Annotated in this window: 18 protein-coding genes, 3 tRNA genes and 1 pseudogene; 12 read left to right on the top strand and 10 right to left on the bottom strand. The window is 52.8% G+C overall.

The window, feature by feature from the left end:
- Positions 1-38: 38 nt before the first annotated feature.
- Together AB5Z02_RS05830 and AB5Z02_RS05825 are read left to right on the top strand one after the other, a co-directional pair.
- Positions 39-1592, top strand: a complete 1554-nt coding sequence (locus tag AB5Z02_RS05830; protein WP_368215551.1) for a methyl-accepting chemotaxis protein — start codon at positions 39-41, stop codon at positions 1590-1592.
- Positions 1593-1658: 66 nt separating this feature from the next.
- Positions 1659-2015: an MGMT family protein gene (locus AB5Z02_RS05825; RefSeq protein ID WP_019446729.1), complete on the top strand. Its 357-nt coding sequence runs from the start codon at positions 1659-1661 to the stop codon at positions 2013-2015.
- A 16-nt stretch (positions 2016-2031) separates the two neighbouring features.
- On the opposite strand, the gene AB5Z02_RS05820 is transcribed toward AB5Z02_RS05825, so the two are convergent.
- Positions 2032-2196 (bottom strand): hypothetical protein, encoded by a 165-nt coding sequence (locus AB5Z02_RS05820; RefSeq protein ID WP_005334891.1) that lies wholly within the window; start codon positions 2194-2196, stop codon positions 2032-2034.
- A 108-nt stretch (positions 2197-2304) separates the two neighbouring features.
- The gene (gene topA, locus AB5Z02_RS05815) at positions 2305-4926 is read right to left on the bottom strand and encodes a type I DNA topoisomerase (protein WP_100653220.1); all 2622 of its coding nucleotides are present in this window, start codon (positions 4924-4926) and stop codon (positions 2305-2307) included.
- A 355-nt stretch (positions 4927-5281) separates the two neighbouring features.
- On the opposite strand from topA, the gene astB reads away from it, so the two are divergent.
- From astB to AB5Z02_RS05790, 5 genes are all read left to right on the top strand, one after another.
- Complete coding sequence (gene astB / locus AB5Z02_RS05810) at positions 5282-6619, top strand: N-succinylarginine dihydrolase (protein WP_368215549.1); 1338 nt, start codon at positions 5282-5284, stop codon at positions 6617-6619.
- A gap of 240 nt (positions 6620-6859) precedes the next feature.
- Positions 6860-6944 (top strand) — tRNA-Tyr (locus AB5Z02_RS05805).
- A gap of 39 nt (positions 6945-6983) precedes the next feature.
- Positions 6984-7068, top strand: a tRNA-Tyr gene (locus tag AB5Z02_RS05800).
- A 44-nt stretch (positions 7069-7112) separates the two neighbouring features.
- Positions 7113-7197: transfer RNA gene (locus tag AB5Z02_RS05795), tRNA-Tyr, on the top strand.
- 142 nt (positions 7198-7339) lie between these two features.
- The gene (locus tag AB5Z02_RS05790) at positions 7340-7630 is read left to right on the top strand and encodes a hypothetical protein (protein ID WP_005353834.1); all 291 of its coding nucleotides are present in this window, start codon (positions 7340-7342) and stop codon (positions 7628-7630) included.
- On the opposite strand, the gene AB5Z02_RS05785 is transcribed toward AB5Z02_RS05790, so the two are convergent.
- Positions 7604-10918, bottom strand: coding sequence for a transporter substrate-binding domain-containing protein (locus tag AB5Z02_RS05785; RefSeq protein WP_368215548.1), 3315 nt, complete (start codon positions 10916-10918; stop codon positions 7604-7606). The two genes, AB5Z02_RS05790 and AB5Z02_RS05785, sit on opposite strands and share 27 nt — an antisense overlap.
- A 248-nt stretch (positions 10919-11166) precedes the next feature.
- Here AB5Z02_RS05785 and AB5Z02_RS05780 point away from each other — a divergent pair, with 248 nt between their 5' ends.
- Entirely contained in the window at positions 11167-11805 is a 639-nt protein-coding gene (locus AB5Z02_RS05780) for a response regulator (protein WP_113739742.1), read from the top strand.
- Here the strand turns inward: AB5Z02_RS05780 and AB5Z02_RS05775 are convergent.
- From AB5Z02_RS05775 to AB5Z02_RS05760, 4 genes are all read right to left on the bottom strand, one after another.
- On the bottom strand, positions 11802-13007 hold the full coding sequence (locus AB5Z02_RS05775; protein ID WP_368215546.1) for a hypothetical protein: 1206 nt from the start codon (positions 13005-13007) through the stop codon (positions 11802-11804). The genes AB5Z02_RS05780 and AB5Z02_RS05775 overlap by 4 nt on opposite strands.
- Positions 12994-15411 carry a TcfC E-set like domain-containing protein gene (locus AB5Z02_RS05770; protein ID WP_113739752.1) on the bottom strand — a complete coding sequence of 806 codons (2418 nt, stop codon included), beginning with the start codon at positions 15409-15411 and terminating at the stop codon, positions 12994-12996. The genes AB5Z02_RS05775 and AB5Z02_RS05770 overlap by 14 nt, the downstream gene beginning before the upstream one ends.
- Before the next feature lie 64 nt (positions 15412-15475).
- The gene (locus AB5Z02_RS05765; protein ID WP_113739741.1) at positions 15476-15973 is read right to left on the bottom strand and encodes a CS1 type fimbrial major subunit; all 498 of its coding nucleotides are present in this window, start codon (positions 15971-15973) and stop codon (positions 15476-15478) included.
- Between the two features lie 46 nt (positions 15974-16019).
- Positions 16020-16724 (bottom strand): hypothetical protein, encoded by a 705-nt coding sequence (locus AB5Z02_RS05760; RefSeq protein ID WP_139493524.1) that lies wholly within the window; start codon positions 16722-16724, stop codon positions 16020-16022.
- A 274-nt stretch (positions 16725-16998) separates the two neighbouring features.
- Between AB5Z02_RS05760 and AB5Z02_RS05755 the strand changes: the two genes are divergently transcribed.
- Together AB5Z02_RS05755 and AB5Z02_RS05750 are read left to right on the top strand one after the other, a co-directional pair.
- Positions 16999-17736 carry an EAL domain-containing protein gene (locus AB5Z02_RS05755; protein ID WP_368215544.1) on the top strand — a complete coding sequence of 246 codons (738 nt, stop codon included), beginning with the start codon at positions 16999-17001 and terminating at the stop codon, positions 17734-17736.
- A gap of 355 nt (positions 17737-18091) precedes the next feature.
- On the top strand, positions 18092-19327 hold the full coding sequence (locus tag AB5Z02_RS05750; RefSeq protein ID WP_058055688.1) for a site-specific integrase: 1236 nt from the start codon (positions 18092-18094) through the stop codon (positions 19325-19327).
- Between the two features lie 699 nt (positions 19328-20026).
- Here AB5Z02_RS05750 and repC read toward each other — a convergent pair.
- Complete coding sequence (gene repC / locus AB5Z02_RS05745; protein WP_081043429.1) at positions 20027-20956, bottom strand: replication protein C, IncQ-type; 930 nt, start codon at positions 20954-20956, stop codon at positions 20027-20029.
- The gene (locus AB5Z02_RS05740; RefSeq protein ID WP_005303807.1) at positions 20943-21833 is read right to left on the bottom strand and encodes an AAA family ATPase; all 891 of its coding nucleotides are present in this window, start codon (positions 21831-21833) and stop codon (positions 20943-20945) included. Before AB5Z02_RS05740 ends, repC begins: the two co-directional genes overlap by 14 nt.
- A 374-nt stretch (positions 21834-22207) precedes the next feature.
- Between AB5Z02_RS05740 and AB5Z02_RS05735 the strand changes: the two are divergent.
- Positions 22208-22493 (top strand): annotated as a pseudogene (locus AB5Z02_RS05735) (hypothetical protein); the annotation flags it as partial.
- 132 nt (positions 22494-22625) lie between these two features.
- Here AB5Z02_RS05735 and AB5Z02_RS05730 read toward each other — a convergent pair.
- A complete protein-coding gene (locus tag AB5Z02_RS05730; RefSeq protein WP_058055950.1) occupies positions 22626-22865 on the bottom strand; it encodes a hypothetical protein in 240 nt (79 codons plus the stop codon).
- A gap of 110 nt (positions 22866-22975) precedes the next feature.
- Between AB5Z02_RS05730 and AB5Z02_RS05725 the strand changes: the two genes are divergently transcribed.
- The gene (locus tag AB5Z02_RS05725) at positions 22976-23203 is read left to right on the top strand and encodes a helix-turn-helix domain-containing protein (protein WP_081043428.1); all 228 of its coding nucleotides are present in this window, start codon (positions 22976-22978) and stop codon (positions 23201-23203) included.
- Positions 23204-24295: the final 1092 nt, after the last annotated feature.

Here is a 24295-nt window from a genome sequence, read left to right as displayed (position 1 = left end):
CGACAACATTATCAACAAGAACATCGGAGCGTATTCCTATGACCCGCAGAGACGTCCATACCCTGGACAGCGAAGTGGAGTTTCCTGCCGACGTACAACTGGTCTCCACCACTGACCTGCGCGGGGTGATCACCTACGCCAACCCGGCCTTCTGCGACATCGCAGGCTACCCGGTCGATGAACTGGTGGGACACAATCACAATCTGGTACGCCACCCCGACATGCCCAAGGCCGCCTTCGCCGATCTCTGGGCCCGCCTCAAGGAGGGCAAACCCTGGCGCGGTATGGTAAAAAACCGCTGCAAGGATGGCCGTTACTACTGGGTAGATGCCTATGTGACCCCCATCTATGAAGGCAACAGGATCAGCGGCTACCAGTCGGTACGCTGCAAGCCCGAGCCCCAATTCAAACGCATCGCCGCTCAGACCTACCAAGCCCTGCTCAAGGCCGAGCGCGGCAACAGCAGCAACCTCCCCTCTCTTGCCAAAGTACGCACCCCGGCCATTACCCTGCTGCTGCTCGGCATGATGGGCTGGACCTTCGCCAGCCAAGGGGCTATGACCGTCCTGCTGATGCTGCTGCCCCTGTTGCTTATTGGCGGAGCCTACTGGCGCGAGCTCTTTGCCCTGCCCCACTATCTGCAGCAACTGGGCCGTGAATACGACAGTCTGACCCGACTGGTCTACTCCGGTGACAACCCCGGCGCCATTGCCGATTTTCATATCAAGATGCTGCAGGCCCGCATCCGAACCGTGTTGGGGCGGATCAACGATGCCACGGCACCTCTGCAAACCCTAGCCATCAATTTGAAGCAGGCCTCTCATCAGGCCTGTCTCGATATCAACGAGCAAGATGCCCAGACCCAGCAGATGGCTACGGCTATGACTCAGATGGCCAACACAGCTCACGAGATCGCCCGCAACATTCAGGACTCCAACGGTCAGGTCAACGAAGCTCGCAATCGTTGTGAACAAACCAACCAGCAGTTGAACCAGACCGAGCAACAGATCGAACAGCTCGCCAAACAGGCAGAGCTGGCGTTCAACTCGGCGGTAGAGCTCGCCAGCGAATCCGAACGGATTGGCAGTGTCATGGGCGAGATCCAGGGCATCGCCGAGCAAACTAACCTGCTGGCCCTCAACGCGGCCATCGAAGCGGCTCGAGCCGGGGAGCAGGGCCGTGGTTTTGCGGTGGTGGCCGACGAGGTGCGTACCCTGTCGACCCGCACCCACAAGGCGACCGAGCAGATCCAGGGCAGCATCAAGCAGATCCAGCATACGCTGGGACGCTGGAAGGGGATGATGCAGGAGAACCTGCAACAGACCCGCGCATGTGCCGAGATGACCCGCCAGGGCGCCAGCAGCCTCCATACCGTGCTGGCAGAGATAGAGCTGGTCACCGAACACTCCACCCAGATCGCCACCGTTGCAGAGCAACAACAAGCTGTAGTGGAGGAGATCAGCCGCAGTATCCACCAGATCTCCGAGTACTCCCATGCCAACAGTCAGAAGATGCTGGATGTCGATCACTCCAGTCAGGCTCTGCTGGAACGGGCCAAGCAACTGAAGGGGCTTAGCCAGACCTTCGGCTGAATCATTGCCAGCCCCATGACAGAAGCGCCACAATGGCGCTTCTGTTGTTTTTGACGAATCGGGTCTATGAGCATTGAACCAAGTCCATCCCCATTGAACAAAACGGCCCGTATCGAAGCGATCATCGCCCTGATCCCGGCAGGCCGGGTGGTCAGCTATGGTCAGGTGGCCGATCTGGCGGGGCTGCCCGGACGGGCAAGACTGGTAGGCAAGGTGCTGCGGGAAACCGACAAGGTCCTGCCGTGGCATCGGGTGCTGGGCGCAGCGGGCACCATCTCGTTACCGAAAGGATCGCCAGGCTTTGCCGAACAGACGGGACGCCTGCAGCAGGAGGGGGTCGTGGTGATCGGTGGGCGGGTCAGAATGAAGGAGTGGCAATGGCAGCCCGATCTGGCCGAGCTGCTTTTTCTACTGCCGTTTTGAGGGGGTCACAGCCGGATCACTCCAGCGGCGCCAGGATCTCGTCGCTGCGCACCTGCACCGGTATGGTCTCATCCGCGCGCTGCAGCAGCACCAGCAAGCTCTGTCGGTCCACCTCCAGCACATAGGCCGCCCCTTCCCGAGTCATGCAGCTCATGCCTGGCCGGATCTCGTTAATCTCCATCTCAACCTCCTTGTCTACTTCGCGATTGACGACAGCTGCACTCCTTGCAGCTGTCTCAGTATACCGCTATCCATAAGCAAAGAGGCCCCTTGTCGGGGCCTCTTTTCATCAGGCTTTTTTAGCCTTTGGCAAACTCTCTTGCCAGGTACCGTTGTCGTAGTGAGCGGTCCAACCGGTCGCCTTACCGTTGACCTCGCTCATCACGTACTGCTCCTTGGTCTTGCGACTGAAACGTACGATGGCGGGGTTGCCGTCCGGATCGGTGAGCGGGGCACCGGCCAGATATTTGTGCTTGGCAGAGATGCGATCCTTGAAGCGCTTGAGCTCTTCCACCAGCGGCGCGCGGGTCTCGCGGGATTTGGGGAAGTTGCTGGCCGCCAGGAACAGACCGGCAGCACCGTCACGCAGCACGAAGTGGGCATCGGACTGGGTGCACTTGAGCTCCGGCAGCGGCACCGGATCCTCCTTCGGCGGCGCGATGTCGCCGTTTTTCAGGATCTTGCGGGTGTTCTTACAGGTCTCGTTGGTGCAGCCCATGTACTTGCCGAAACGGCCGTTCTTGAGCTGCATCTCGGCTCCGCAACGGTCGCACTCGATGCTCGGCCCTTCGTAGCCCTTGAGCTTGAACTGGCCCTTCTCGATCTCGTAGCCATCGCAGTCCGGGTTGCGACCACAGACGTGCAGCTTGCGGCTGTCATCGATGATGTAGGCATCCATCGCAGTGCCACAGACACCGCAGCGGTGCTTGGCGCGCAGCGCTTCGGTTTCCGCCTCTTCACCGTCAGTGGCGGAGACAAACTCGTCGGCAGAGACCAGGTTGATGGTCTTCTTGCAGCGCTCTTTCGGCGGCAAAGCATAGCCGGAGCAACCAAGGAACACGCCGGTGGTGGCGGTACGAATACCCATCTTGCGGCCGCAATCCGGGCAGTCGATGTCGGTCATCACCATCTGGTTGGCACGCATGCCGCCCTCTTCGGGCGCCTTGTCGGCCTTCTCCAGCTCCTGGGTAAACTCAGCGTAGAAGGCATCCAGCACCTTCTTCCACTCCAGGCTCCCTTCGGCGATGCCATCGAGCTTGTCTTCCATCTTGGCGGTGAACTCGTAGTTCATCAGCTCAACGAAGTTCTCCACCAGACGATCGGTGACAATCTCGCCCATCTTCTCGGCAAAGAAACGGCGGCTCTCGACCCGCACATAACCGCGATCAACGATGGTGGAAATGATGGAGGCGTAGGTTGACGGACGGCCGATGCCGCGTTTTTCCAGCTCGCGCACCAGCGCAGCTTCAGTGAAACGGGCAGGCGGCTTGGTGAAGTGCTGGCGCGGATCCAGCTTGATCAGCTTCAGCACCTCGCCCACGGTCACCGCCGGCAGCTGACTATCTTCGCCCTTGCGACCCATCGGCGGCAGGGCCTTGGTCCAACCGGCGAAGCGCAGGGTACGACCACGGGCCTTGAGCTCGAACTCGCCCGCCTTGACAGTCAGGGTGGAGGAGTCGTACTGAGCCGGGGTCATCTGGCAAGCAACAAACTGACGCCAGATGAGATCGTAAAGACGCATGGCATCCGGCTCCATCCCTTCCAGCATCTCGGCTGTCACCTGTACGTTGGAGGGACGGATCGCCTCGTGCGCTTCCTGAGCATTGGCCTTGGCGCCATACAGATTCGGCTCGGCTGGCAGATAGGCCGCGCCATACTGCTCGCCGATATATTCACGCACCGCTTCAACCGCCTCTTTGCTGAGGTTGGTGGAGTCGGTACGCATATAGGTGATGTAACCCGCTTCATAGAGACGCTGGGCCATCATCATGGTCTTCTTGACCCCGAAGCTCAGACGGGTAGAGGCCGCCTGCTGCAGGGTGGAGGTGATAAACGGCGCGGATGGCTTGGAGCCGGTCGGCTTGTCTTCCCGGTTCACCACCTTGTAGTCGACCCCTTCCAGGGCTGCGACAGCGGCAAAGGTCTCGGCCTGGGTCACCGGCTTGAAGTCGGCCCCGTTGCGGCTGACCACTTCCATCCGCAGATCGCTCTTGTCGGCGGTCAGCAGGTCGGCATTGAGATCCCAGAACTCGACCGGAACGAACGCCTTGATTTCGCGCTCTTTATCGACGATGAGACGCACCGCAACAGACTGCACCCGACCGGCGGAGAGACCGCGGGCCAGCTTTTTCCACAGCAGCGGGGAGACCATGTAACCCACCACTCGGTCGAGGAAACGACGAGCCTGCTGGGCATTAACGCGGTCAATATTGAGTTCGGACGGCTGGGCGAACGCCTCTTTGATGGCGCTCTTGGTGATCTCGTTGAACACCACGCGCTTGTAGCGGCTGTCATCGCCACCGATGATCTCGCGCAGGTGCCAGGCGATCGCTTCTCCTTCTCTATCCAAGTCGGTTGCGAGATAGATGGTGTCGGCTTTCTCGGCCAGACTTTGCAACTCGCTGACCACCTTCTCCTTGCCGGGCAAAATCTGGTAGTTGGCCTGCCAGCCAGCGGTCGGATTGATACCCATCCGGGCAAACAGGGCCTTGCGATCCTTGGCAGCCTTCTCGGATTCGCTCAACTTGATGCCGCGAATGACAGGTTTCTTGGGCTCGGTGCTGGCGCTGCCGCTGGTGGGCAGATCGCGAACATGACCAACGCTGGATTTCACCACGTAGTCCTTGCCCAGATATTTGTTGATCGTCTTGGCCTTGGCCGGAGACTCCACTATGACCAGTGATTTGCCCATGCTGTAACTATTATCCTCATTGCACCCGACGGGGTTGGTGTGCGGTTTTGTGGGGCTGTATAAGAGATTTGGCGCGAAAAAGCAATCTTGTGAGCAAATTTGCCTGACCAGCCCGAACCACACGGCTTCTTTTATTGCTTCTTTATTTATTAATGCGAAGGCAACAGGCCGGACGCAACCGCTTTTTCAATTTTCTGCCATACCGCCCCTCTTTTTATATCTGAAACGACATAAAAACGTCTGCTGGTTACCGGCTTGTTACAAAAACATAAAATCTCTTTATAATGGCCCAACCCCGACGCATTGTGCGCGGAAGGAACCGCTACCCATCATAAAAATCGAAAGGATGTACTCAATGAAGCACTTCGAGGTCAATTTCGACGGTCTGGTCGGCCCGACTCATAACTATGCCGGCCTCTCCTACGGCAATGTTGCCTCCCAGAGCAATGCCCAGGAGGCTTCCAATCCGAAAGAGGCCGCCAAACAGGGACTGCGCAAGATGAAGGCGCTGACCGAGCTTGGCATGACCCAGGGGGTACTGGCGCCACAAGAGCGTCCCGACCTCGCTACCCTGCGCCGCCTCGGCTTCACCGGCAACGATGCCCGGGTGCTGGAACAGGCCGCCAAACAGGCTCCCGCCGTACTGGCTGCCTGCTATTCAGCCTCCAGCATGTGGACCGCCAATGCCGCCACCGTCTCCCCCAGTGCCGATACCCAGGATGGCCGCATTCACTTCACCCCCGCCAACCTGACCAACAAGTTTCACCGCTCCCTGGAGCCGGACGTCACGGGCCGTATCCTGCGAGCCGTGTTCAACAATGATCGCCACTTCAGCCACCACCTCCATCTGCCGGAGAATGAGCACTTCGGCGACGAGGGGGCGGCCAACCACACCCGCCTCTGCCGTGCCTATGGCGAGGCGGGGGTCGAGCTGTTCGTCTATGGCCGCAGCGCCTTTGACTACTCCCGCCCGGCGCCGAAGCGCTACCCTGCCCGCCAGACCCTGGAGGCAAGCCAGGCCATCGCCCGCCTGCATGGCCTTGGCGAGGAGAGCGTGGTGTTTATTCAGCAAAACCCGGAGGTGATCGATCAGGGGGTATTCCATAACGACGTGATCGCGGTGGGCAACCAGAACGTGCTCTTCTTCCACCAGCAAGCGTTCCTCAACACCGAAGGGGTGCTGGCCGAGATCAGCGACAAGTTTGGCGAGGGGGATTTGCACTTTATCGAAGTGCCGACCGCCGAGGTATCCGTGCTGGATGCGGTGAAATCCTACCTGTTCAACACCCAGATCCTCACCCTGCCGAGCGGCGAGATGGCCATCATCGCCCCCACCGAGTGCCGCGACAATCCGGCGGTGTCGGCCTATCTTGGCAAGCTGCTGACGCAGGAGACGCCGATCAAGGCGGTCCACTACATGGATGTGAAACAGAGCATGCGCAATGGCGGCGGCCCGGCCTGCCTGCGACTGCGGGTTGCCATGAACGATCAGGAACTCGCTGCGGTCAATCCGGCCTGCCTTATCAACGACAGCCAGTTTGCCCGCCTCGATGGCTGGGTCGATCGCCACTACCGCGACCGCCTGACCCTCGATGACCTGCGGGATCCGGCACTGGTGCAGGAGTCCCGCAGCGCACTGGACGAGCTGACCCAGATCCTGAAACTGGGTTCGGTCTACCCGTTCCAGCGCTAGATGTGATGCCCGGCAAGACCGCCGACACTGGCGGTCTTCTTCTATCTACCTTCTCTTCAGCGCGATCGCCAAATTGCACAGATGCTGTTTTGTGCAGAAAAGCAGCGCACAACTTGCTGATAAGCTTGTATTTTGAGCTGGATGTATCAAAAATCGACGAACAGTCATTTTTTACTGCCAGATGCCTCATCAAGGGGTTCACAAAGCCTCTGGATCTGATAGTATGCGCCTCGCACTTGGGGAGGGGTTCCCGAGCGGCCAAAGGGATCAGACTGTAAATCTGACGGCTCTGCCTTCGAAGGTTCGAATCCTTCTCCCTCCACCATTCAAGTGCAAAAGTAGTGACAATCAGGAAATACCCCGTGGAGGGGTTCCCGAGCGGCCAAAGGGATCAGACTGTAAATCTGACGGCTCTGCCTTCGAAGGTTCGAATCCTTCTCCCTCCACCATTTCCCTGGTTGCAATGGCTGAATACAATTTGCTTTGCCCCTGTGGAGGGGTTCCCGAGCGGCCAAAGGGATCAGACTGTAAATCTGACGGCTCTGCCTTCGAAGGTTCGAATCCTTCTCCCTCCACCATCATTCAAGAAAACCCGGCCTCGCGCCGGGTTTTCGCTTTTTGCCATTCTCATCACACTTTTCCGACCTTGTCAGATCTGACAGTTGCAATTGCATCCCATCTTGCTCATCGTGGCATCATCGACATCAGAGTGTTCACATCATGTTTGAAGTCTGGGACGAGCATGGTCACGCCACCGGTCTGACACTACAGGCGCTCAAAGTCAGAATCAGCAACGACTATCAGGGCGATCTGATGGTGCGCTACAGCAACAAGCTGGGACTCCCCACGACCCTCTTTCTGACCATTCATCAGGGCGTTGCCTATCAACGCTTCAAAGCGGGCTCGCCAAAGCTGGATTGGGAATGGCTGGCCAGCGCAGGCAATGGCCACAGCCCCCGCAATTTTATGAGTGAACAGTTCCCCTTACTCCAGCTCTCCCTCGATAACTGAGTGCCCTTTCTCGCTCAATAACGTCAATTCATCGATGATTTGCTGTAATTGGGCACGAAAGCGTGTCAGCTCATCTGTACAAGCTGGCGATCCAAACTGACGGATTTTTTCTTCCAATCGCCATGCCTGTTCAGCCAATTCCGGTGCCATCATCATGCTGATGGTCCCCGCCTGACGATGCACCCAATTGGCCAATGCATTGTCATCAAGTGACTCCTGCACCATCGACTGTTCAAGCTCCTGGCGAAAAAGCGGAAACATCTGCTGCAACTTGTCACCATGACCAAAAAATGCCTCCATAGCTGCAATATCAATCAAGGTTGGCGCGGGTAAGATTTGCCACTTCTGCAACATCTGGCGCAGAGTATCCAGCAGTATCGGTTTGCCCAACAGATCATCCATGCCCGCGGCAAAACAGCTTTCAGACTGCTCTGGCAACACATTGGCCGTCATGGCGATGATCAGCTGCCGCTCGCCTTTCTCTGCAGCCCGTATCCTGCGGGTGAACTCATAACCATCCATCACCGGCATCTGACAGTCACAGAGCACCAGCTCATAGGGATGCTGCGCGACCATCTCGAGAGCCCGCTGGCCATGCTCTGCCACATCGCAGTTCATCCCAAGTTGCCTGAGCTGGCGTATTACCAGCGACTGATTGAGGGGATTATCCTCCACCAGCAATACCCGACAGGTCTGCATGGGTGCGCTCTTTCGCATCGCTTTCGTTGCCGTCCCATCGCTCAAGCCAAGCTGGCGATAGCAGACTTCCCGCACCGCATGCCAGGTCATGGGATTGCTGTTGAGGATGTAACCCTCCTCATCACAACGATAACCGAGAGGGGTTGCCAGCGGCAGCACCCGGATGAGCCCGTTGCCCGCCAACTCATGGTCTGTGAAACGCAAATGAGCATCACCAGACTCCAACGTTCGTGTTACCCCCAAGGCATCAAGATGCAACAGCAGGGTGTGGCACAGCTTCTCGTCATGGAGATCGATATGGGCTTGCACGCCATTGAGACGGAGATCCGGCTCTCGCTGTGCCAGCTCTGGCAACGTAACCGTCAGGGTGATAAAAGTGCCTAGCCCAGGGGCACTCTCCAGCCGGATCTCGCCACCCATCAAGGTGGCCAGGGTCTGGCAAATACTCAGGCCCAAGCCGGTACCACCATAACTGCGGGTGGTGGATCTCTCTGCCTGTTCAAAGGCATTGAAGATCCGGCCAAGCGCCTCTGGGCTCATACCGATGCCGCTGTCGTGCACGCCGAAGCGCAGTTGCTGTTGTCCCTCCCCCTGCGACAGCAATTGCACTGAGATCTCGATAAAGCCCCGCTCGGTGAATTTGATGGCATTGCTGACAAAGTTGAAGAGGATCTGGCGCAGACGCAGCGCATCACCACTTACCCGAGCCGCCACACCGGCATCGGCCCAGAGATAAACGCGCAACCCCTTGCGATGTACTTCGCTCACCGTCATGGTCAGCACGCTGTCAAGCAGCTCCCGGACAAGAAACGGAGCCTCTTCGAGCTGCATCTTGCCTGCCTCCAGCTTGGCGAAGTCGAGCACGTTGTCGATCAGCGCATGCAATCCCTGGGCACCGCGGTTGATAACCTCCACCATCTGGCGCTGATCCTGGGTCAATTCGGTAAAGGTGAGCTGTTCCGCCATACCGATAATGCCATTCATAGGCGTGCGAATTTCGTGGCTCATGGTGGCCAGAAACTCCCCTTTCTGGGTGGCGGCAGACTCCGCCTTGGCCTTGGCTCTGGCGAGTGCTGCCTCAACCTGATGACGACGAACTATCTCCTGACGCAGCCGCCAGTAAGCCACCGATAGCACCAGAATAAAGAGCGTGATTGCCACCCCGGCGGGCAGCAGGGTTCGCACCAGTTTCGCTCTGGGGATACCTTCGCTGTAATTGAGCGCCAGCCAGCTGTTGCGTATCTGGCGCTGCTCCTTGTCGCTCATGCTGGCAAGCACCCGGTTGACCAAGGGCAGCAAGGGGATGTAAGGCTCACGTACCGCAACGGCCAACTCATCCTTGAAGGGGGTGGGTGCGGCAATATGAAGTCGGTCATCAAACTGTTCGGTGATAAGACGGGAAACCACCACCAGATTGCCGATATAGGCATCTCCCTGACCTGCTGCAACCTGGGCGAGCCCCTCGCTGGCACTCTTGGTCGTGATCAGTTTAAGGTCAGGCACCATTGCCCTCAGCTGGGGGATCAGCATGCTGTCGGTCAGCAACAGCTTTTTACCAGCTAGATCAGAGAGATCCCCGATCGGAATACTACCGCGCGCCGTCACCAGCACCATCGGGAATGATGCGAAGGGTTCGCTGGCATGCCAACCCACCAGCCGCTCGATAATGCGAGCGGGCAGTACCGCCAGATCCACATCATGATGCAGCAGCAGTTGTTGCAGTTCGGGCCAGCTCTGTACAGGGACGCTGCTGTATGCCAGCCCCAGCTTCTCTTGCAACACCTTCAGATAATCCGCTATCAAGCCGACCGAATTGCCATCCTCAGCGTGATAGGAGAAGGGCACCCAGCCGGGGATCAGCCCCAGCTTGAGCGGTGGCAGCATCGAGAGCCAGGCTCGCTCATCAGGACGCAGTAAAAAATGACTGTGCCCCATAAAGTTGGGCTCCAGGCTCTCCTTCAGCCAGCGTTTCTCCAGTTCACTTCGCGCCTCGACCGTCAGAGCCTGAATCGCCGTATCAAGCCGGATGGCAAGAGAGTGTTTCTGGCTGGCAACGCCAAGATGCAGGGTTTCCATCAACAAGGGAGACTGAGCAACCACCGCCAACGCCGGGTGACGCTCGATAAACAGATTGGCCACATGAAGGTTGCCGATATAGGCATCTGCCCGACCTTGTTCAACCGCCTGCAATGCACGGCGTGTATCGACAAAAAGCCGCGATGTGACATTGGGATAGTGCAGCTTGACCAACTTCTCGGTCAGAAAACCTTTTTCGATGGCAATGCTGGCGGACTGCAACCGACTCACATCCCGAAACAGGGGGCTGTCCTGGCGCACCACCACCACGGACGGCGAGGTGTAGTAAGGCAGGCTATAGGTGATGCACTGGCGCACCTCAGAGTTAAAGGCATCGAGCAGGATATCCAGCTTGCCACTGCAGGCGTCGGCATACATGGCTTCCCAGTCGGGGTAGACCTGCCAGGCGATCCGGTAGTCCAGCTTCTTGGCCAATTGCTCCATCAATTCGACGCTGAATCCGGCCGCGACCTTGCCGTCCCACTGCTGGAAGGGTCCCCACCCTCCGGCCAATATGCCCACTTTAATCGTTGGAACAGAAGACCCTTTTGCCGCAAATACGGCAGGCGTCAGCGAAAAAACGAAGACAATAATTATGAATCGTTTGATCAATGAGATAAGTGAAGAATATATAGACATAACGATTCAAATATACTTCCAAAGAGATATATGCACCTAAAAAAATAGGGTGCGCACGGTAGTATAGAAATGTTAGTTTTGATAGCCTGAATATTATTCACCGTTTTATAAGAGGCTCATCCATGTCCTTCAAGATTATTCTTGCCGATGACCACCCCTTGATTCTGACCGGGATCCGCAGCCTGATTGACCAGATAACCCCTCATTGTGAAGTGATCGCCGAGGCATATCAGGTATCTGACTTGCTGAATTTATTACAGCAACATGATTGTGATCTGTTGATCACTGATTTCAGCATGCCCGGAGATACCCGTAGTGATGGCATGGTCATGATCCAGCAGTTGCGCCGGGATTATCCCAATCTGCCCATTATTGTGCTGACCCAAATCCAGAATAGTGCCATCTTGCAATCCCTTATTCAGGTTGGAGTAAAGGGTCTGATACTAAAGAAATCGGTTATTAATGAATTGGCTGATGCCATTCGCCAGATATTGCTCGGCCATCGCTATATTGGCCCGGCAGTACAAATGCTGCTGGCCAGTGCCGGTATTTCCGGGCAAAGCAACAACAACCTGCTTACGCCCAAGGAGAGTGAAGTTGTGCGTCTGCTGGCCAGCGGCATGTCGGTCACCCAAGTTGCCAACTACCTTCATCGCAGTGTCAAAACCATCAGCACTCAGAAAAAGAGTGCCATGACTCGGCTGGGCATTAGCAGCGATAGCGCACTCTTTGACTATGCCAAAAGCAACGGACTCTGCTAATCGATAGCCGCATCAAATATCAAGGTGACATCGCCTTTAAAGGAGGAACCAGGATATTTCATCATTTCGGCGACCGTCCCACCCACTATCTGAAATCGAATTGCTCTGGCTGAATTGATAACAGGAATCCCCTGTACAGGAAGTACAAATTTGGATTTATTTGTAGTCAATAAAGTCGTTTCATTGAATCTGTTCACATAGTATGTTTTTAATGGTACTGTTCGTCCCTTGCTATCTTTTAATGCGCACTCACCACTAGTAGACCATTGATATTGGCAACGCAGTGCGACTGTAAATGGGGCACTAAACCATATCCGAAAAGGAAGGTCTTGCTGCAAGAAATTTGGCTCTCGCTTTCCACTATGAATCCAATTACTCCACCCACCTGGTGGCAATAAGGTTACTTGGCTATGGCCATCGCTATCTCCTTTGGGAAAATCAACTTTCAATTGATGACGGACTGTCAGTGTAAATTTAAGTTCATGCTCTGTTCCCCCAGAATAGGTTGCATCACCTAGGTCAATATCCTTATTACGACCCACCATTATTTTTAAACTACCGGTATACTTTCCATTTGACATAGTCAATGGATTAGGTGCTTTTATACGAAAGCCATAATTCAGCCAATCGACAGAGTATGATGTTCCATCACCAAGTTGGCTATTGTGATAGCACTCAGACGCACCATTTTGAGCTAAATCATTAATAGAGTATAAAAAAAGTTGCCCAGTTACTACAGACCCTGACCCCCCCCAAGTACTAAAGCTTTGATAGCAATCACCACCAATAGTATGCATGGGCCATCTATTATTATTGACAATTGGATACTCCATTTTTATTACCTTGGCACCTATATTGGTTGGAATAAATGCCAATTCATGGCGTTCTCCATTGTTGCTGTTCGTCAACGTCACTTTTTTAGGACCAGAAAGTCGATAGTAACTTAGGTAGTTCTGTTTACCCTTCGCCGAATTTATTGTTTTTGCTATCGACACTGGGAGTTTTACTATAACCGATGACTCTAGCGGATTCTGTGGGTCACAATAAGAAATCGGTTGACCGACATCGCACGGAGTGGTGTTGATAAAACGCCCACCACTCACTTCATAGCTCTCAGGTTTATAGTCTGCAGTAATATCAATCACATCAGCCAAAGAAGAGTGACTAAACATCAGTAGAACTAATATTTTAATAGTTTTCATTTTTTACAGTCACACCAGGTGAACATATTAACTCTCCCAACATAATAATCTCCGATGCCTCCGTACGACTCTGCACTCCTGATGAGTTGTTGCAATGGAGGGTACCATTGTGTTCCACGCTAAATTGCGGCTGTCGTCGGCTCGCTTCCAGCGCAAAGAAGCCATCATTTTCGGTAAATGCCCGCCCTATAGGGTTACTGACCATGGCACCACGCAGCGGCTGGCTTTGCTCGTCCAGCAGGCGACCAATCACAGTAACGGTGCTCACAGCATTCACCTGGCCATAACCCACCCCGCCGCGATTAAGGTGGTAGGGGAGCACGGTGGGCTTGATGGTGAGTGGCATCCCCTCGTGGTCGGCCATCTCCAGTTGCAAGGCGCCACTTTGCAAGGCTGGCACTGAGACCAGATGACGACCGGGCCCAAGGGTCTGTACGCTGCCCAGATCGTCGCTGACCCGGATCCGCGCTGCCTCATCATCGGCCGCAATATCGAGGATCATCGCCGCCTCATTGCCCATACCGCCCATATCGCGGGAACCGAGCGCCAGATCCCCTTCATGCCCCAGCGCCAGCACACTCTCCAGGTTGACGCCGCCGGTCACCTCTGCGTTATAGGAGGAGTGCTGGGCAAACAGGTCGCCACCCAACCAGGACGACGCGAAACGACCATAGCCGGATAGACCGGTACCATAGCTGTCATGGGTGCTGCCCACGCTGACCTGACGCAGCGGGCCCCAATCCACCTCCTGCTGGTAGTTGAGATAGGCGCTGCGCTGGGCACCGCCCGAGCGTGAGGTATTGCTGCCCAGCCCCAGCGACAACTGGCGATCATCTCCCCCCAAGTTGATAGTGAGACTCAGCGTGCTACCGCGATCCCGCTGCTGCGCCGTGCTCTCGCTGCCGGGACGATCGAACAGGGTCACGCCCCAGGTCACCCAACGCCCCCACAACCGATCGCTATAGTGCCACCCCACATCAGCACCATTGCCACGACCAGACTGGTGAGAAACATAGACACCGAGGGAGCCCCACTTTTCCAACGACTGCTGCAGTGACAGGCTGGACACCGAACTTGCCTCCCCCTGCTTGCGCAGATTGCGTGAATGGCTGGCCACCAGACTGCTATTGCCATGCCAGTAGATCCCCTGCAGATCGTAACCCCATCCCATGCCGACACTCTGGTTGAGGGAGGCAAAGCCGTGGAGCTGACTGGTAGCCTCCCAGTCGAGTGAGAGGGAGTGCTGGGCACGTCTGTCCACATACTGGCTACCCGCCCCCACCACCAGCGAGGGAAGCAGCAGGTGGTTCACCGCAGCACCACCGCTGGCGCCTTCCAGATCGCTGTCTCCCTGCCGCACCAGCCAGCGGGTCTGACGCCCGGCAAACAGGTTGAAACGCCACGGTTCCTCCGGTGTCTGCCAGTTGGAGGGTTTGTAGATCATTTCGCGCCAACGGCGGGTCTCCTGACCATCCTCAAGCAGCCGCAGCTCCACCTCGTAGATACCACCGGGTAGCGAGCGGGTATCGAGCGCCTGCAGACCGGATACGACCGGCTGGGACTGGATGAGGTTGCCGTCCCGATAGATCTCAACCATGCCCGGCCGTGCCGGTGCCACCTGGATCGGCGCCAGACTGGGTACCCCGCGTTCCCGGCGCAACAGATCCGAGCTGCCCCACATCACACCAAGCACTGTAGGCGTCGCACCACTGTAGTAGTTGGGCTGACGCACCAACCCCTGCGCCGAGGGAAAGAAGAAGCCGAGACGATAAAAATTGGCCTCATGGAGCCGTTCTCCATAGATCTGAGCCATCCCCAGATCAGTTGGCCCACCCTCTTGCCAGGTGGCATCCCCCTCCATAAAAGGGGTCCACTGCCCCCAGCTGCCCTCCAACTGCAGGTTGTAGTGTCCATTGTGCTGGGTGCCCTGCACCAGGTTCAGCTGGTTCTGGACCAGCAACCCCTTGCTCTCTTGGGGCAACGCCATAAAACGCTGATCCCGCGCTCCCTGCTCCACCTGACCGGTCAGTACCGAGAGCTGGGACTCCTCCAGGCTGTAGTGCAACCCCACGATGCCTTCAGGACAGGCCCGTCCACACTCGCCGAGCGGCAGATGGCTTCCCAACTTGCTCAACCAGCGTTCACGTGCCCCCTCGTCAAACTCGCTCTCCTGTACATCCACCAGTGAGAGAAGTTGTACCGAGTTATCCCGCCCGAGCAGTACCTCCCCATCCCCTAGTAGGCGACCGTCGACAGTGGCTCGGACCATCAGGGGAACGCCGAAAAAGTGCTCTTCAAACCCCTCTGGCAACTGCCGCGCCTGTTGCAGCAACTGTGCCGGGTCTGCCGCCGCCAGTGAGGCAGAGAGCAACGACCCGAGCAATAGAAGAAGAGAACGAACCATGAAGTGCAGCCTGAATGCCTGGAATTTCAATGAAAGGGGGCCTGATGACCCCCACATACTCATGTCAGCTGCCTTGAGCAGGCGGTACCGGCGGTGCCTCTGATTCAAACATCATGCTGACAATTCCCTGATAGTTGCCGGGCTTATAGCCACCGGTTGGCGCCGCGGCCGGAATAATCTCCAGCCCGACCTGTTTGCCGGTATTGGCATCCGCCTGGTTCAGCAAGTCGGCGGATGTGGTGGTCAGCGCGACGCCCGCCACCTTGACTGTCAAACCGATGCTCTCTTTACCGCTGGCCATGGTGGCGGGATAAACCAGATAGCCCTTGATGGGGCCAATGGTGCTCTTCATCTCCAGCTGCTTGGCCAAGGGATCCAGCTTCTGGCTAAAGGGGTTGAATGCCAGTTTCTGCGGGGTACTCATCCAGTCTCCCACGGGCTGCACATAAAAGTTTTCGGTCGGGATCTGCGCCGTTACGGTCACCGTATGCTCGACTCGCTCTGCCGCCATCAGCGTATTGCTCGCCAATAGCAAGGCCGGGATGATCGATAACTTCTTCATAACTACTCCTTCAGGTGTGATTGCCTTTCTTGTGATATATCGGGATTCAGAGCTTGAACTCCTTGAATACCGATTTTTTCCCTTCGATCAGTTCAAAACGAACAGTCCGGGTTGCCTCTTCACTGACCCGCTTCTTAACGCCGGGCAGCAGATGCATCTTCTCCGGTTGACTGCATGACCTCTCTTTTTCGCCACACAACTCCAGATAATCGAGAATAACGGTGGCATTGCCCCGGTTCTCCACATAGAGGGCGCCATTTTCGCGGTCAATCCGGGTGTCATAACGGGTCTCTTTGGGTGCCACAAACAGAATGGTGCCAAAACCGGTCATAATGCTGACCCCGGCGCTAATTTGTTGCTGTGGTGGTAATTCGGTTATTTCATCGTCCTGTGGTTTGACCGGTACAAAACGCACTCGAAAATAACGCTCCCGCTCCCGCTCCCCCATATAAATAAAACGGGTAGCCTGCATGCCACCTGCGGGAATAATCAACCGTGATGGACTTGTCACCAACTGACGAACGCCCTCCTCCGGTAACTCCTGCTCCTTCGGCACGCCATCGGCACCATATATAATTTCGACCAAGGTTATTTTGACAAATGCCGTCTCATCACCAAGATTTCTAACCCGCTTGAGCAGCGTAGTTTTTTCTGCCGACATATAGTCATATAAGGTGCCAACGCTAATATCTGGAGATGCCAAGACATTGCTGCTGAATATAAGCAACAACACGGTAAAAATCTTATTCATGAATAATAATCACACTGTAAAAACGATAGAGAGTGGTGCCTTCATTGCAGGCTCCGAAAATATATGAGTTCCATATATGCAAATCGCCAAATGATGATATTTGTCTCGGCGATTCGTCATTGAGGCCAGTCTAGATAATCCACACAGCGGGCTTAATCGGAATAATCTGATACTGCCAAAGTATTTTTTCTGCAAACAATCAGACAATTCCTACAGCCAGCTTTCAACATACTCCCCTATGATCCGAAATCATCTCAGTCAGCAGGGAAGTGACATGTTTGCGTTTAAAGAAGAGTTTCCGGTCGGTGACGTGGCATCCCTGACGACAGCGGACATTGCCGTGCCATTTTATCAGCCCATCGTTACCCGGGATCGCCAGATCATAGGCTTTGAGGCGCTGGCCAGACGCTGGGAGCCTGCCCAGCAGAGCTATCAGGGCATCGACTTCGCCTCCCTCAGTGAGGATCAATCTCTGCATCTGGATATCGTCATGCTCAGGGCCATCATGCGGGACCTGCCGACCCTGGCACAGGCCGGCCCCATTCTGCTCTCCATCAACCTCAATCCGGCCTTGTGCAGCCCGACCTATCAGAACCTGTTGCTGCTGGTGCTGATGCAAGCGCGCAAACTGGGGATCGAGATCTGGTTCGAAGTGCTGGAACAGGCCCCGCTGCAGCGACAGCACAGGGCGCTGATCGAGGTACTGCGCAGCCACGGTGCCCATATTGCCTGCGATGACTTTGGCACCATGGAGTGCAACTTCCAGCGCATGCTGGCGCTGCCCTATGAGATCATCAAACTGGATCGATCCCTGCTGCTGCAAGCCAGCAAGACGCCCCACGCCCTACGCATGCTGACCGGACTGGTGGAGTACCTGCAGCGACTCGGCATGAAGGTGGTGTGCGAAGGGGTGGAAAACCAGACCCATATCGAGATTGCCGACCAGCTCGGCTGTGACTATCAACAGGGTTACGTCTACGCCATGCCCGCCCCCCTCTCCCGTTGGGCCTGAGCGGCTGTTTCATTTCGGCATCCTGTCGGCTCGCGCAGCCAACAATTTCCTGCCAAATTGCATGATGACGTGGGGGCGAGTACAATCTCGCACCCCGAATATCCGGCGCATCTTCTGTAGATAGGCCCGGATATGCCGTCATCGGGTCGCGCTGCATTGAGCCTCCTCTCGGAGGGCATCTTGCACCGCAGCTCAACCACTACGATGCCATCAGGTGGCATCGTCCTGATTTGCAATCAGAACGCAATACAACATACCACTATAAATTCAGCCACTTACAACAATTTCAAAATTGATATCCATGGAACTATACACAATGCTAGTATGAGACTGCGTTGAGTATTAGGGGCTTCTCATGAGCGATTTGATCGATGTGTTGAGTAAATTTTCTGTACATGACTTGGCTAGAATGCTGGCAGAGAGGATCGAGGCTGACAGTCAGAGCACGTTCAAAAATCGTCATGATTTGGGCGGGGGCATAACACTATTCAAACAAAAAGGCAGCGCCAGGTGGCACTGTAGAGTCCATCAACCAGCAGATGGCATTCATGACTATCGTCAGAGCACACGGAAACTCGACTTACGAGATGCAACGTCCGAAGCACATCAAATAGCACTGATGTTAAAAATTAAATTATCGAGTGGTGTTGCGCTTAAAAAGGGTATTACGTTTAAAACAATAGCGAATGAAATCGTTCAATTCTACTTGAAGCGCTCTAAGCCTATAGATACATACTACATAAGCTTGCTCAAGAATCACCTCCTTCCATATTTTGGTGAGCAAGAGATTGCTAGCATCAACGATAGATCAGTTAGACTGTTTTGGAATAAATACTGTGAGACTCATGATGCTCCAGGAAAATCACTTGCCAACTCAATCCATATTGTATTGAGAAGGATCTTGCTTGAAGCAAAAGAACAAGCCCTCATAAGCTCGATACCTGACATGAGCAATAAAGTAGAAACTAAAAATATTATAAAAGGAGAGTGCTGGGAACCTAATCAAATAAAAACAATTTTTGATAAATTAACTAAATGGCAATCATTATCCCCAACAAATACCGATAGAGTAATTTTTAACTTGTATTGCAGGTTTCTTTATTTAACCGGTATTAGAACAGGGAATGAGGCACTTGGTGTTAGATGGGATGATCTAAAAACAGAAAAAGATTATTACTTAAAAGTACGCAAGGGGAAAATGGAGGGCACTATAAAAGAGGGCCGTGAGATGATTATTTCAAGGAGTGGGCAGGAGAGCAAGGTTATAATTGAGGTAATGTCTCCGCTTGCTAAAATACAGGGATTTGAAAAAATTTCTGAAGCCAAAGCTAAGGCTCCAAGCCAGTGCCTATTCGAACTAAAACGTCCTGCTGAGATTTGGCGATCTTTCGCTGATGAGATGGAAGTTGAAGGAACATTGTATTGGTTCAGGCATACCTATATAACTAATGAGATACTTAGGGGAGAGCCGCTTGCACACATTGCTGCGCAGGTCGGCAACAGCGTAAAAATGATCGAACGGCACTACTCTCATGCAACTATGAGACGAATTCGAACTGCTGAATTGGATAGAAATAAAAAAGACAAATGATAAATAGATAGATTTCTAACGTTGAATAAAAATACTATCACTACCATAGCGAGTGAGTGATATCTGAGCACAATTGAAATTTAAACACCCGCGTGTTAGCTTCGCACACGCTCGTGCCACTTCGTTGTTATTCGATTTGTATTATTAGGCGCTTCGCTTTAAAATTTTAGGGCTTCGCCCTCATTTTATCAAAAAATTGACACCCGCATAAATTCTTGTATATGGTCGGGACTTTTTTATGAACAGATGGCATTACTATTTTTAGTTATGGAAATCGTTAATTGTTTACCAGCCAAATTGAAATTCGATGGCACACTACTTTTCCATGATCTATGAACATCATTATGATGAACCCACTTATCTCAAGATGAGGGCTGAGGGTGATAATACCATTTTCATGGCTGGTATTGATTCTGTGTATAGCCACTAAGCTTAAAACGCATAGATTGACACCATAGCGAACAGAAAAGGAACTGGCCATCATGATGCTCAGTGTTTTACACTGAGCAATAGAGATACTGAGTTTTTTTCGTAATAAGAGGAGTCTTCCTTTAAGATCTTCTTAAACAGCAGGAACACGAGATGGCTGAAGCCCTTGTAAGGCAAGGGCTGCAAGAGATTTCACAATCAATTTTCGTACCATGAATTAACGTAGCCACGTACCATGCTTTAACGCTGACGGCGTACATCGCTTTAACGTCATGGGTTACTCTTTTCTACAGCCCCATTGATGACTCTTAAACGCTTCACCTCAACCTGCCTATTAGAGCCAACCTTGTCATTAAACCGAACTCTCCAGCCGTCCAACTCGCTGAGCTGCTTCAATGCAGTAACAATCTCAGCACGTTTACGCCTTATCTCTTTTTTTTCATACTCTGTTTTTGATTTAGATTGGTGAGGCTTGCATGGCTCTCCCCAAATCCGCTGTACTAGGGTATCTATATAAGGAGATAAGTGGTAGCCATGATTGATATTGAATGAAAGCCATGTATGAAGCAACTTGGCTATATTTGAGCTAAGCGAACGACGCTCCTCCAAACATATCCTAGCGTACTGTCCCCCATCGAGCGCCCTTGCAATTTTGGAGTTCAAAACAACATAGACGATATCTTCCCCACCAATTGCCGACGTGTTGTTAATTAGATAACTCAGCAGCCCAGATCGCCACTGTCTCTCCCCCTTAGATATAAGTAAACTTACATTCTTCAATCTATTTAAGCATTTCTTCAACCTATTGTATTCATGACCCGATCTATTCCACCCTAGAATGTTTAAAATGTCGGTCTGTGTAGTAGTTACTAAAGCGCATTGTTCAGTTTCAGCATCAAAACTTACATTCAAATCATTCCACAACAGACTCGACTTCGGCCCTGTATTGGCTGACGAAATTATTTTACTATCAATTCCTGCTAGGGCGATTAATACGAGAAGCACGCTTTGGTCTGAACTATCAAGCCCTTCCGCCAATTCAACACGCAGTTTTTCATGACCACTTTCAGCATCTAGTATAATATTTATTGGACGCTTACCACTTGGCATAGGCATGAACAACCTAGGTACTCGCCCTAAAAAAGGAGCAGCCAGAGCGAAATTCTTTATATTGTGGCCATTATTTTTAGAAATTTTCATCAACTATTTCTTTAGTTTTTTTATCTTTACGGGGTCGCTGGTTGTTCTTATCTTGTATAGTACTTGGGGCTCCGACCAAACGACTATCATGGTCTATGACAACCAAGGTATCAATGGTTTTTCCTTTTGTAGTTTTCCCTATAGCCTCGATCTGTAGATTTATTTCCATTTTTAATCCGTCACTCCCCTCCTTATTTTTAGTGCATTCTAATTTAGTAGTTATAGTACCATTGCCTTCTATCTTAGTTATAAAATACTCACTGTCTAATGCAGCTTTGAATGAATAGGCACCTCTTGCACCCTGACCTAGGTCTTTCCCTGTGTGATGCACAATGAGAATTGTTGCACCAGTTTTGTATTTTATTTCATCACAACCAGCGATGAATTTCCCCATATCCTCAGCAGAGTTTTCATTACCAATAAAACTGCGTGCAAGCGTATCAATAACGATCAATCTTACAGGCATATTAGTTTCATTTTTAACATTCTCTGTAGCCAAAATCAAATCGGTAACAACCTGTGGCTGTGATACAAATATTGGTTGTGATATACGGTACAGATTGTCCAGGTCTTGCCCATTATTGTATTTATTAATCCAGGCGTGCATGCGTTTTTTCATGCCATTGCTTCCCTCGGCAGCAATATAGATTACAGCACCCTGTTTTACCTCCCGACCCTGCCACTTCTTTCCTGATGCAATCCGACAGGCAATATCTATTATAATGAACGATTTTCTCGAACCGCTGGGCCCGTAAAATCCAGCTAACGAATTTTCGTCCAAAAGGTCTTCAACTAAAAATTGGTCGTAATCAAAGTTTATCGACCCTGCGCCCCTTTCCATAATAAATTGGCTTTTCTGGGGAGATATAGTTTCCATTTTCAATCCACTATAATAGAGCAATCAAATATAACAACATAATATTTACATTATTTTTTTTCAATTTTAATTAGCTGAACAGAAACTCAGCTACGGAAACCAAAAAACGTTCAATATAGTATCATTAGCTATGCAGCTAACAAGCAAAAATAGCTTTTCAATGGGTGCTAGTACCGAGCACCGGGAAGTCGGATAAAAAGTGCGACACTCATGGTTAAACGGTGGGAAGTAACCAACAGCTGACGCTGTGGTACTCTTCAACTCGCCAAAGCAAAAGCAAATGCAAAAGCAAAAGCAAAAGCAAAAGCAAAAGCAAAAGCAAAAGCAGTATCACCATGAGTTATCAGCAGTTGGCCGAGGGGTAACGATACCAGATATCCGCGTACTTTGCGCAGGCGTGCCAGTGTCCGCCACTGCGCAAGCCATTGTCGTTCATCGCTCCACCCTTTATCGAGAGCGACGTCGTAATGCCCACCAGGAGGGTTACCTGCCTATCTGGCGCATCAGCAAGCGCACCTTCATCTAGGACGAGCGCTCGGTTGATGAACGTCCCGCCATCGTCGATAGCCGGAAGCAGTTTGGCAATTGGGAGGCAGATACCGTACTCGGCAAAAAAGCTCGGGCGTGCTAGTGACGCTCGCGGAACATAAGAGCCGTCTATCTAACTTGTGCCACTGTCGACCTATGTGATTCACCCAAGGGCTGTAGACTGGCTGGAATACCAAGCATAACTAATAATGGCCCCGAGAAACGACTCCATATGAGCACCAGCATTTTATGTCAGAGACTTGTTCACCTTCTTAGCTCCTGAGGTATCGGCCAATTTTCCTTAAAATCCATAAATTCGGCAACAAACGAAGCCATCAAGCTCTTAACAAATTCATCATATACGGATTGATTGATAGTAACATGTAGGAATGACTCCACTCTCAAGGAATCTCCTACTGCGGCTAGGAAATCCGCATCTTGAAAGGTTAGTGTCACTGTGCCACTTTTTTGATTCTGGCTCAGAACGATCTGCTGATTAGACATTTTCCACCTCGAAATGATGCTTATATGCAGTGTCATTATATGCGTGTAATCACAGCCGTGTACAGTGCGCCGTATAACGTAGACCATAGATCCTCTAGTGAGGAGATAAAATGGATTCTGACGAGTTTGAGCTGGCGATGCTCGCAACTGCATTCGGTAAAAATGTACGAGAACTGCGGTCTGCACGAGGTATGCAACAGGAAAAACTAGCGCTAATTGCTGGTATAGACCGTGGTCATATGGGAAAAATCGAACGTGGGGAGACTAGGGTAACCCTTGAAAAAGTTTATTTGATCGCAAAGGCCCTTGGGGTCTCGCCTGCGTCATTGCTGCCATAGCCATAGCATGGCTGTTGCTCTTACCCAATGGCCCGCCCTGGATTTGCAATAAACTCGAACACGTCAAACACCTCACCTTATCACTGCATACAAACCGCCCTGAGCTGGTTTGGTACAGTTTCAGCTCCAGGCGGATCCATACGAAACCACACTCGTTGTCATCAGACGCATCAGGGAGATGCGTCACATTCGGCCAGAAGTTTGCCCACAAACGCTACATCCGGTGCTCCGTCGACCCTCACAGAGTAGCGATGATACTAGGCAGTCCTCTCATGAGGCCTGTAGGAAAAGGAGACCTTATTTAGGAAATCGTCGGTGTCACAACTCACAAACGCATCGCCCAGACAGCCGATTAGGAAGCCAGCAGGTATCTCAATCCTCTCGTTGTGACTACAACAAAACCGTTGAAAACAACAACCCTGTGCCTGGGAGATATTCTGAAAAAATCGCTGATACCGAGATTGATGTACTGTAAGCATTTCACGATACTTATAATGCAAATGCCTGCGGGCATTGATGTACTGATCACTCCGTTGTCAGCTGACAATCGCCATCGCTGGACAGGACGAGTTCCATCTCACACTACCGATAATCCATCTGCCAGAAAGCACCGAGCCGAAGATCGGCCAGCAGCCAGGATTTCATTTCACGATACCGATAATGGGGTCGCCAGCGACTACTGAGGTGCAGATCACCTCGTTGTCAGCTGACAATCGCTGCCAACCAGCAGCTTGGTTTCCATTTCTCGATACCGATAATGCGGTTTCCAGCGACTACTGAGGTGCAGATCACCTCGTTGTCAGCTGACAATCGCTTCCAGCCAGCAGCTTGGTTTCCATTTCTCGATACCGATAATGCGGTTTCCAGCGGCTACTGAGGCGCAGATCACCTCGTTGTCAGCTGACAATCGCTGCCAGCCAGCAGCTTGGTTTCCATTTCTCGATACCGATAATGCGGTTTCCAGCGGCTACTGAGGCGCAGATCACCTCGTTGTCAACTGACAATCGCTGCCAGCCAGCAGCTTGGTTTCCATTTCTCGATACCGATAATGCGGTTTCCAGCGGCTACTGAGGCGCAGATCACCTCGTTGTC

Origin of the sequence: Aeromonas sp. R2-3, assembly GCF_040908375.1 — a bacterium.
Classification (GTDB): domain Bacteria; phylum Pseudomonadota; class Gammaproteobacteria; order Enterobacterales; family Aeromonadaceae; genus Aeromonas; species Aeromonas veronii.
This window is presented reverse-complemented; position numbering and strand designations above follow the sequence as displayed.

Bases quoted from the DNA above. Each gene is read 5' to 3' on its own strand.
- AB5Z02_RS05755 (WP_368215544.1), top strand. From the start codon at position 16,999: ATGTTTGCGTTTAAAGAAGAGTTTCCGGTCGGTGACGTGGCATCCCTG.
- AB5Z02_RS05750 (WP_058055688.1), top strand. From the start codon at position 18,092: ATGAGCGATTTGATCGATGTGTTGAGTAAATTTTCTGTACATGACTTG.
- topA (WP_100653220.1), bottom strand. From the start codon at position 4,926: ATGGGCAAATCACTGGTCATAGTGGAGTCTCCGGCCAAGGCCAAGACG.
- AB5Z02_RS05820 (WP_005334891.1), bottom strand. From the start codon at position 2,196: ATGGAGATTAACGAGATCCGGCCAGGCATGAGCTGCATGACTCGGGAA.
- AB5Z02_RS05790 (WP_005353834.1), top strand. From the start codon at position 7,340: ATGTTTGAAGTCTGGGACGAGCATGGTCACGCCACCGGTCTGACACTA.
- astB (WP_368215549.1), top strand. From the start codon at position 5,282: ATGAAGCACTTCGAGGTCAATTTCGACGGTCTGGTCGGCCCGACTCAT.
- AB5Z02_RS05780 (WP_113739742.1), top strand. From the start codon at position 11,167: ATGTCCTTCAAGATTATTCTTGCCGATGACCACCCCTTGATTCTGACC.
- AB5Z02_RS05770 (WP_113739752.1), bottom strand. From the start codon at position 15,411: ATGGTTCGTTCTCTTCTTCTATTGCTCGGGTCGTTGCTCTCTGCCTCA.
- AB5Z02_RS05775 (WP_368215546.1), bottom strand. From the start codon at position 13,007: ATGAAAACTATTAAAATATTAGTTCTACTGATGTTTAGTCACTCTTCT.
- AB5Z02_RS05760 (WP_139493524.1), bottom strand. From the start codon at position 16,724: ATGAATAAGATTTTTACCGTGTTGTTGCTTATATTCAGCAGCAATGTC.
- repC (WP_081043429.1), bottom strand. From the start codon at position 20,956: ATGAAAATTTCTAAAAATAATGGCCACAATATAAAGAATTTCGCTCTG.
- AB5Z02_RS05825 (WP_019446729.1), top strand. From the start codon at position 1,659: ATGAGCATTGAACCAAGTCCATCCCCATTGAACAAAACGGCCCGTATC.
- AB5Z02_RS05830 (WP_368215551.1), top strand. From the start codon at position 39: ATGACCCGCAGAGACGTCCATACCCTGGACAGCGAAGTGGAGTTTCCT.
- AB5Z02_RS05765 (WP_113739741.1), bottom strand. From the start codon at position 15,973: ATGAAGAAGTTATCGATCATCCCGGCCTTGCTATTGGCGAGCAATACG.
- AB5Z02_RS05740 (WP_005303807.1), bottom strand. From the start codon at position 21,833: ATGGAAACTATATCTCCCCAGAAAAGCCAATTTATTATGGAAAGGGGC.
- AB5Z02_RS05730 (WP_058055950.1), bottom strand. From the start codon at position 22,865: ATGTCTAATCAGCAGATCGTTCTGAGCCAGAATCAAAAAAGTGGCACA.
- AB5Z02_RS05725 (WP_081043428.1), top strand. From the start codon at position 22,976: ATGGATTCTGACGAGTTTGAGCTGGCGATGCTCGCAACTGCATTCGGT.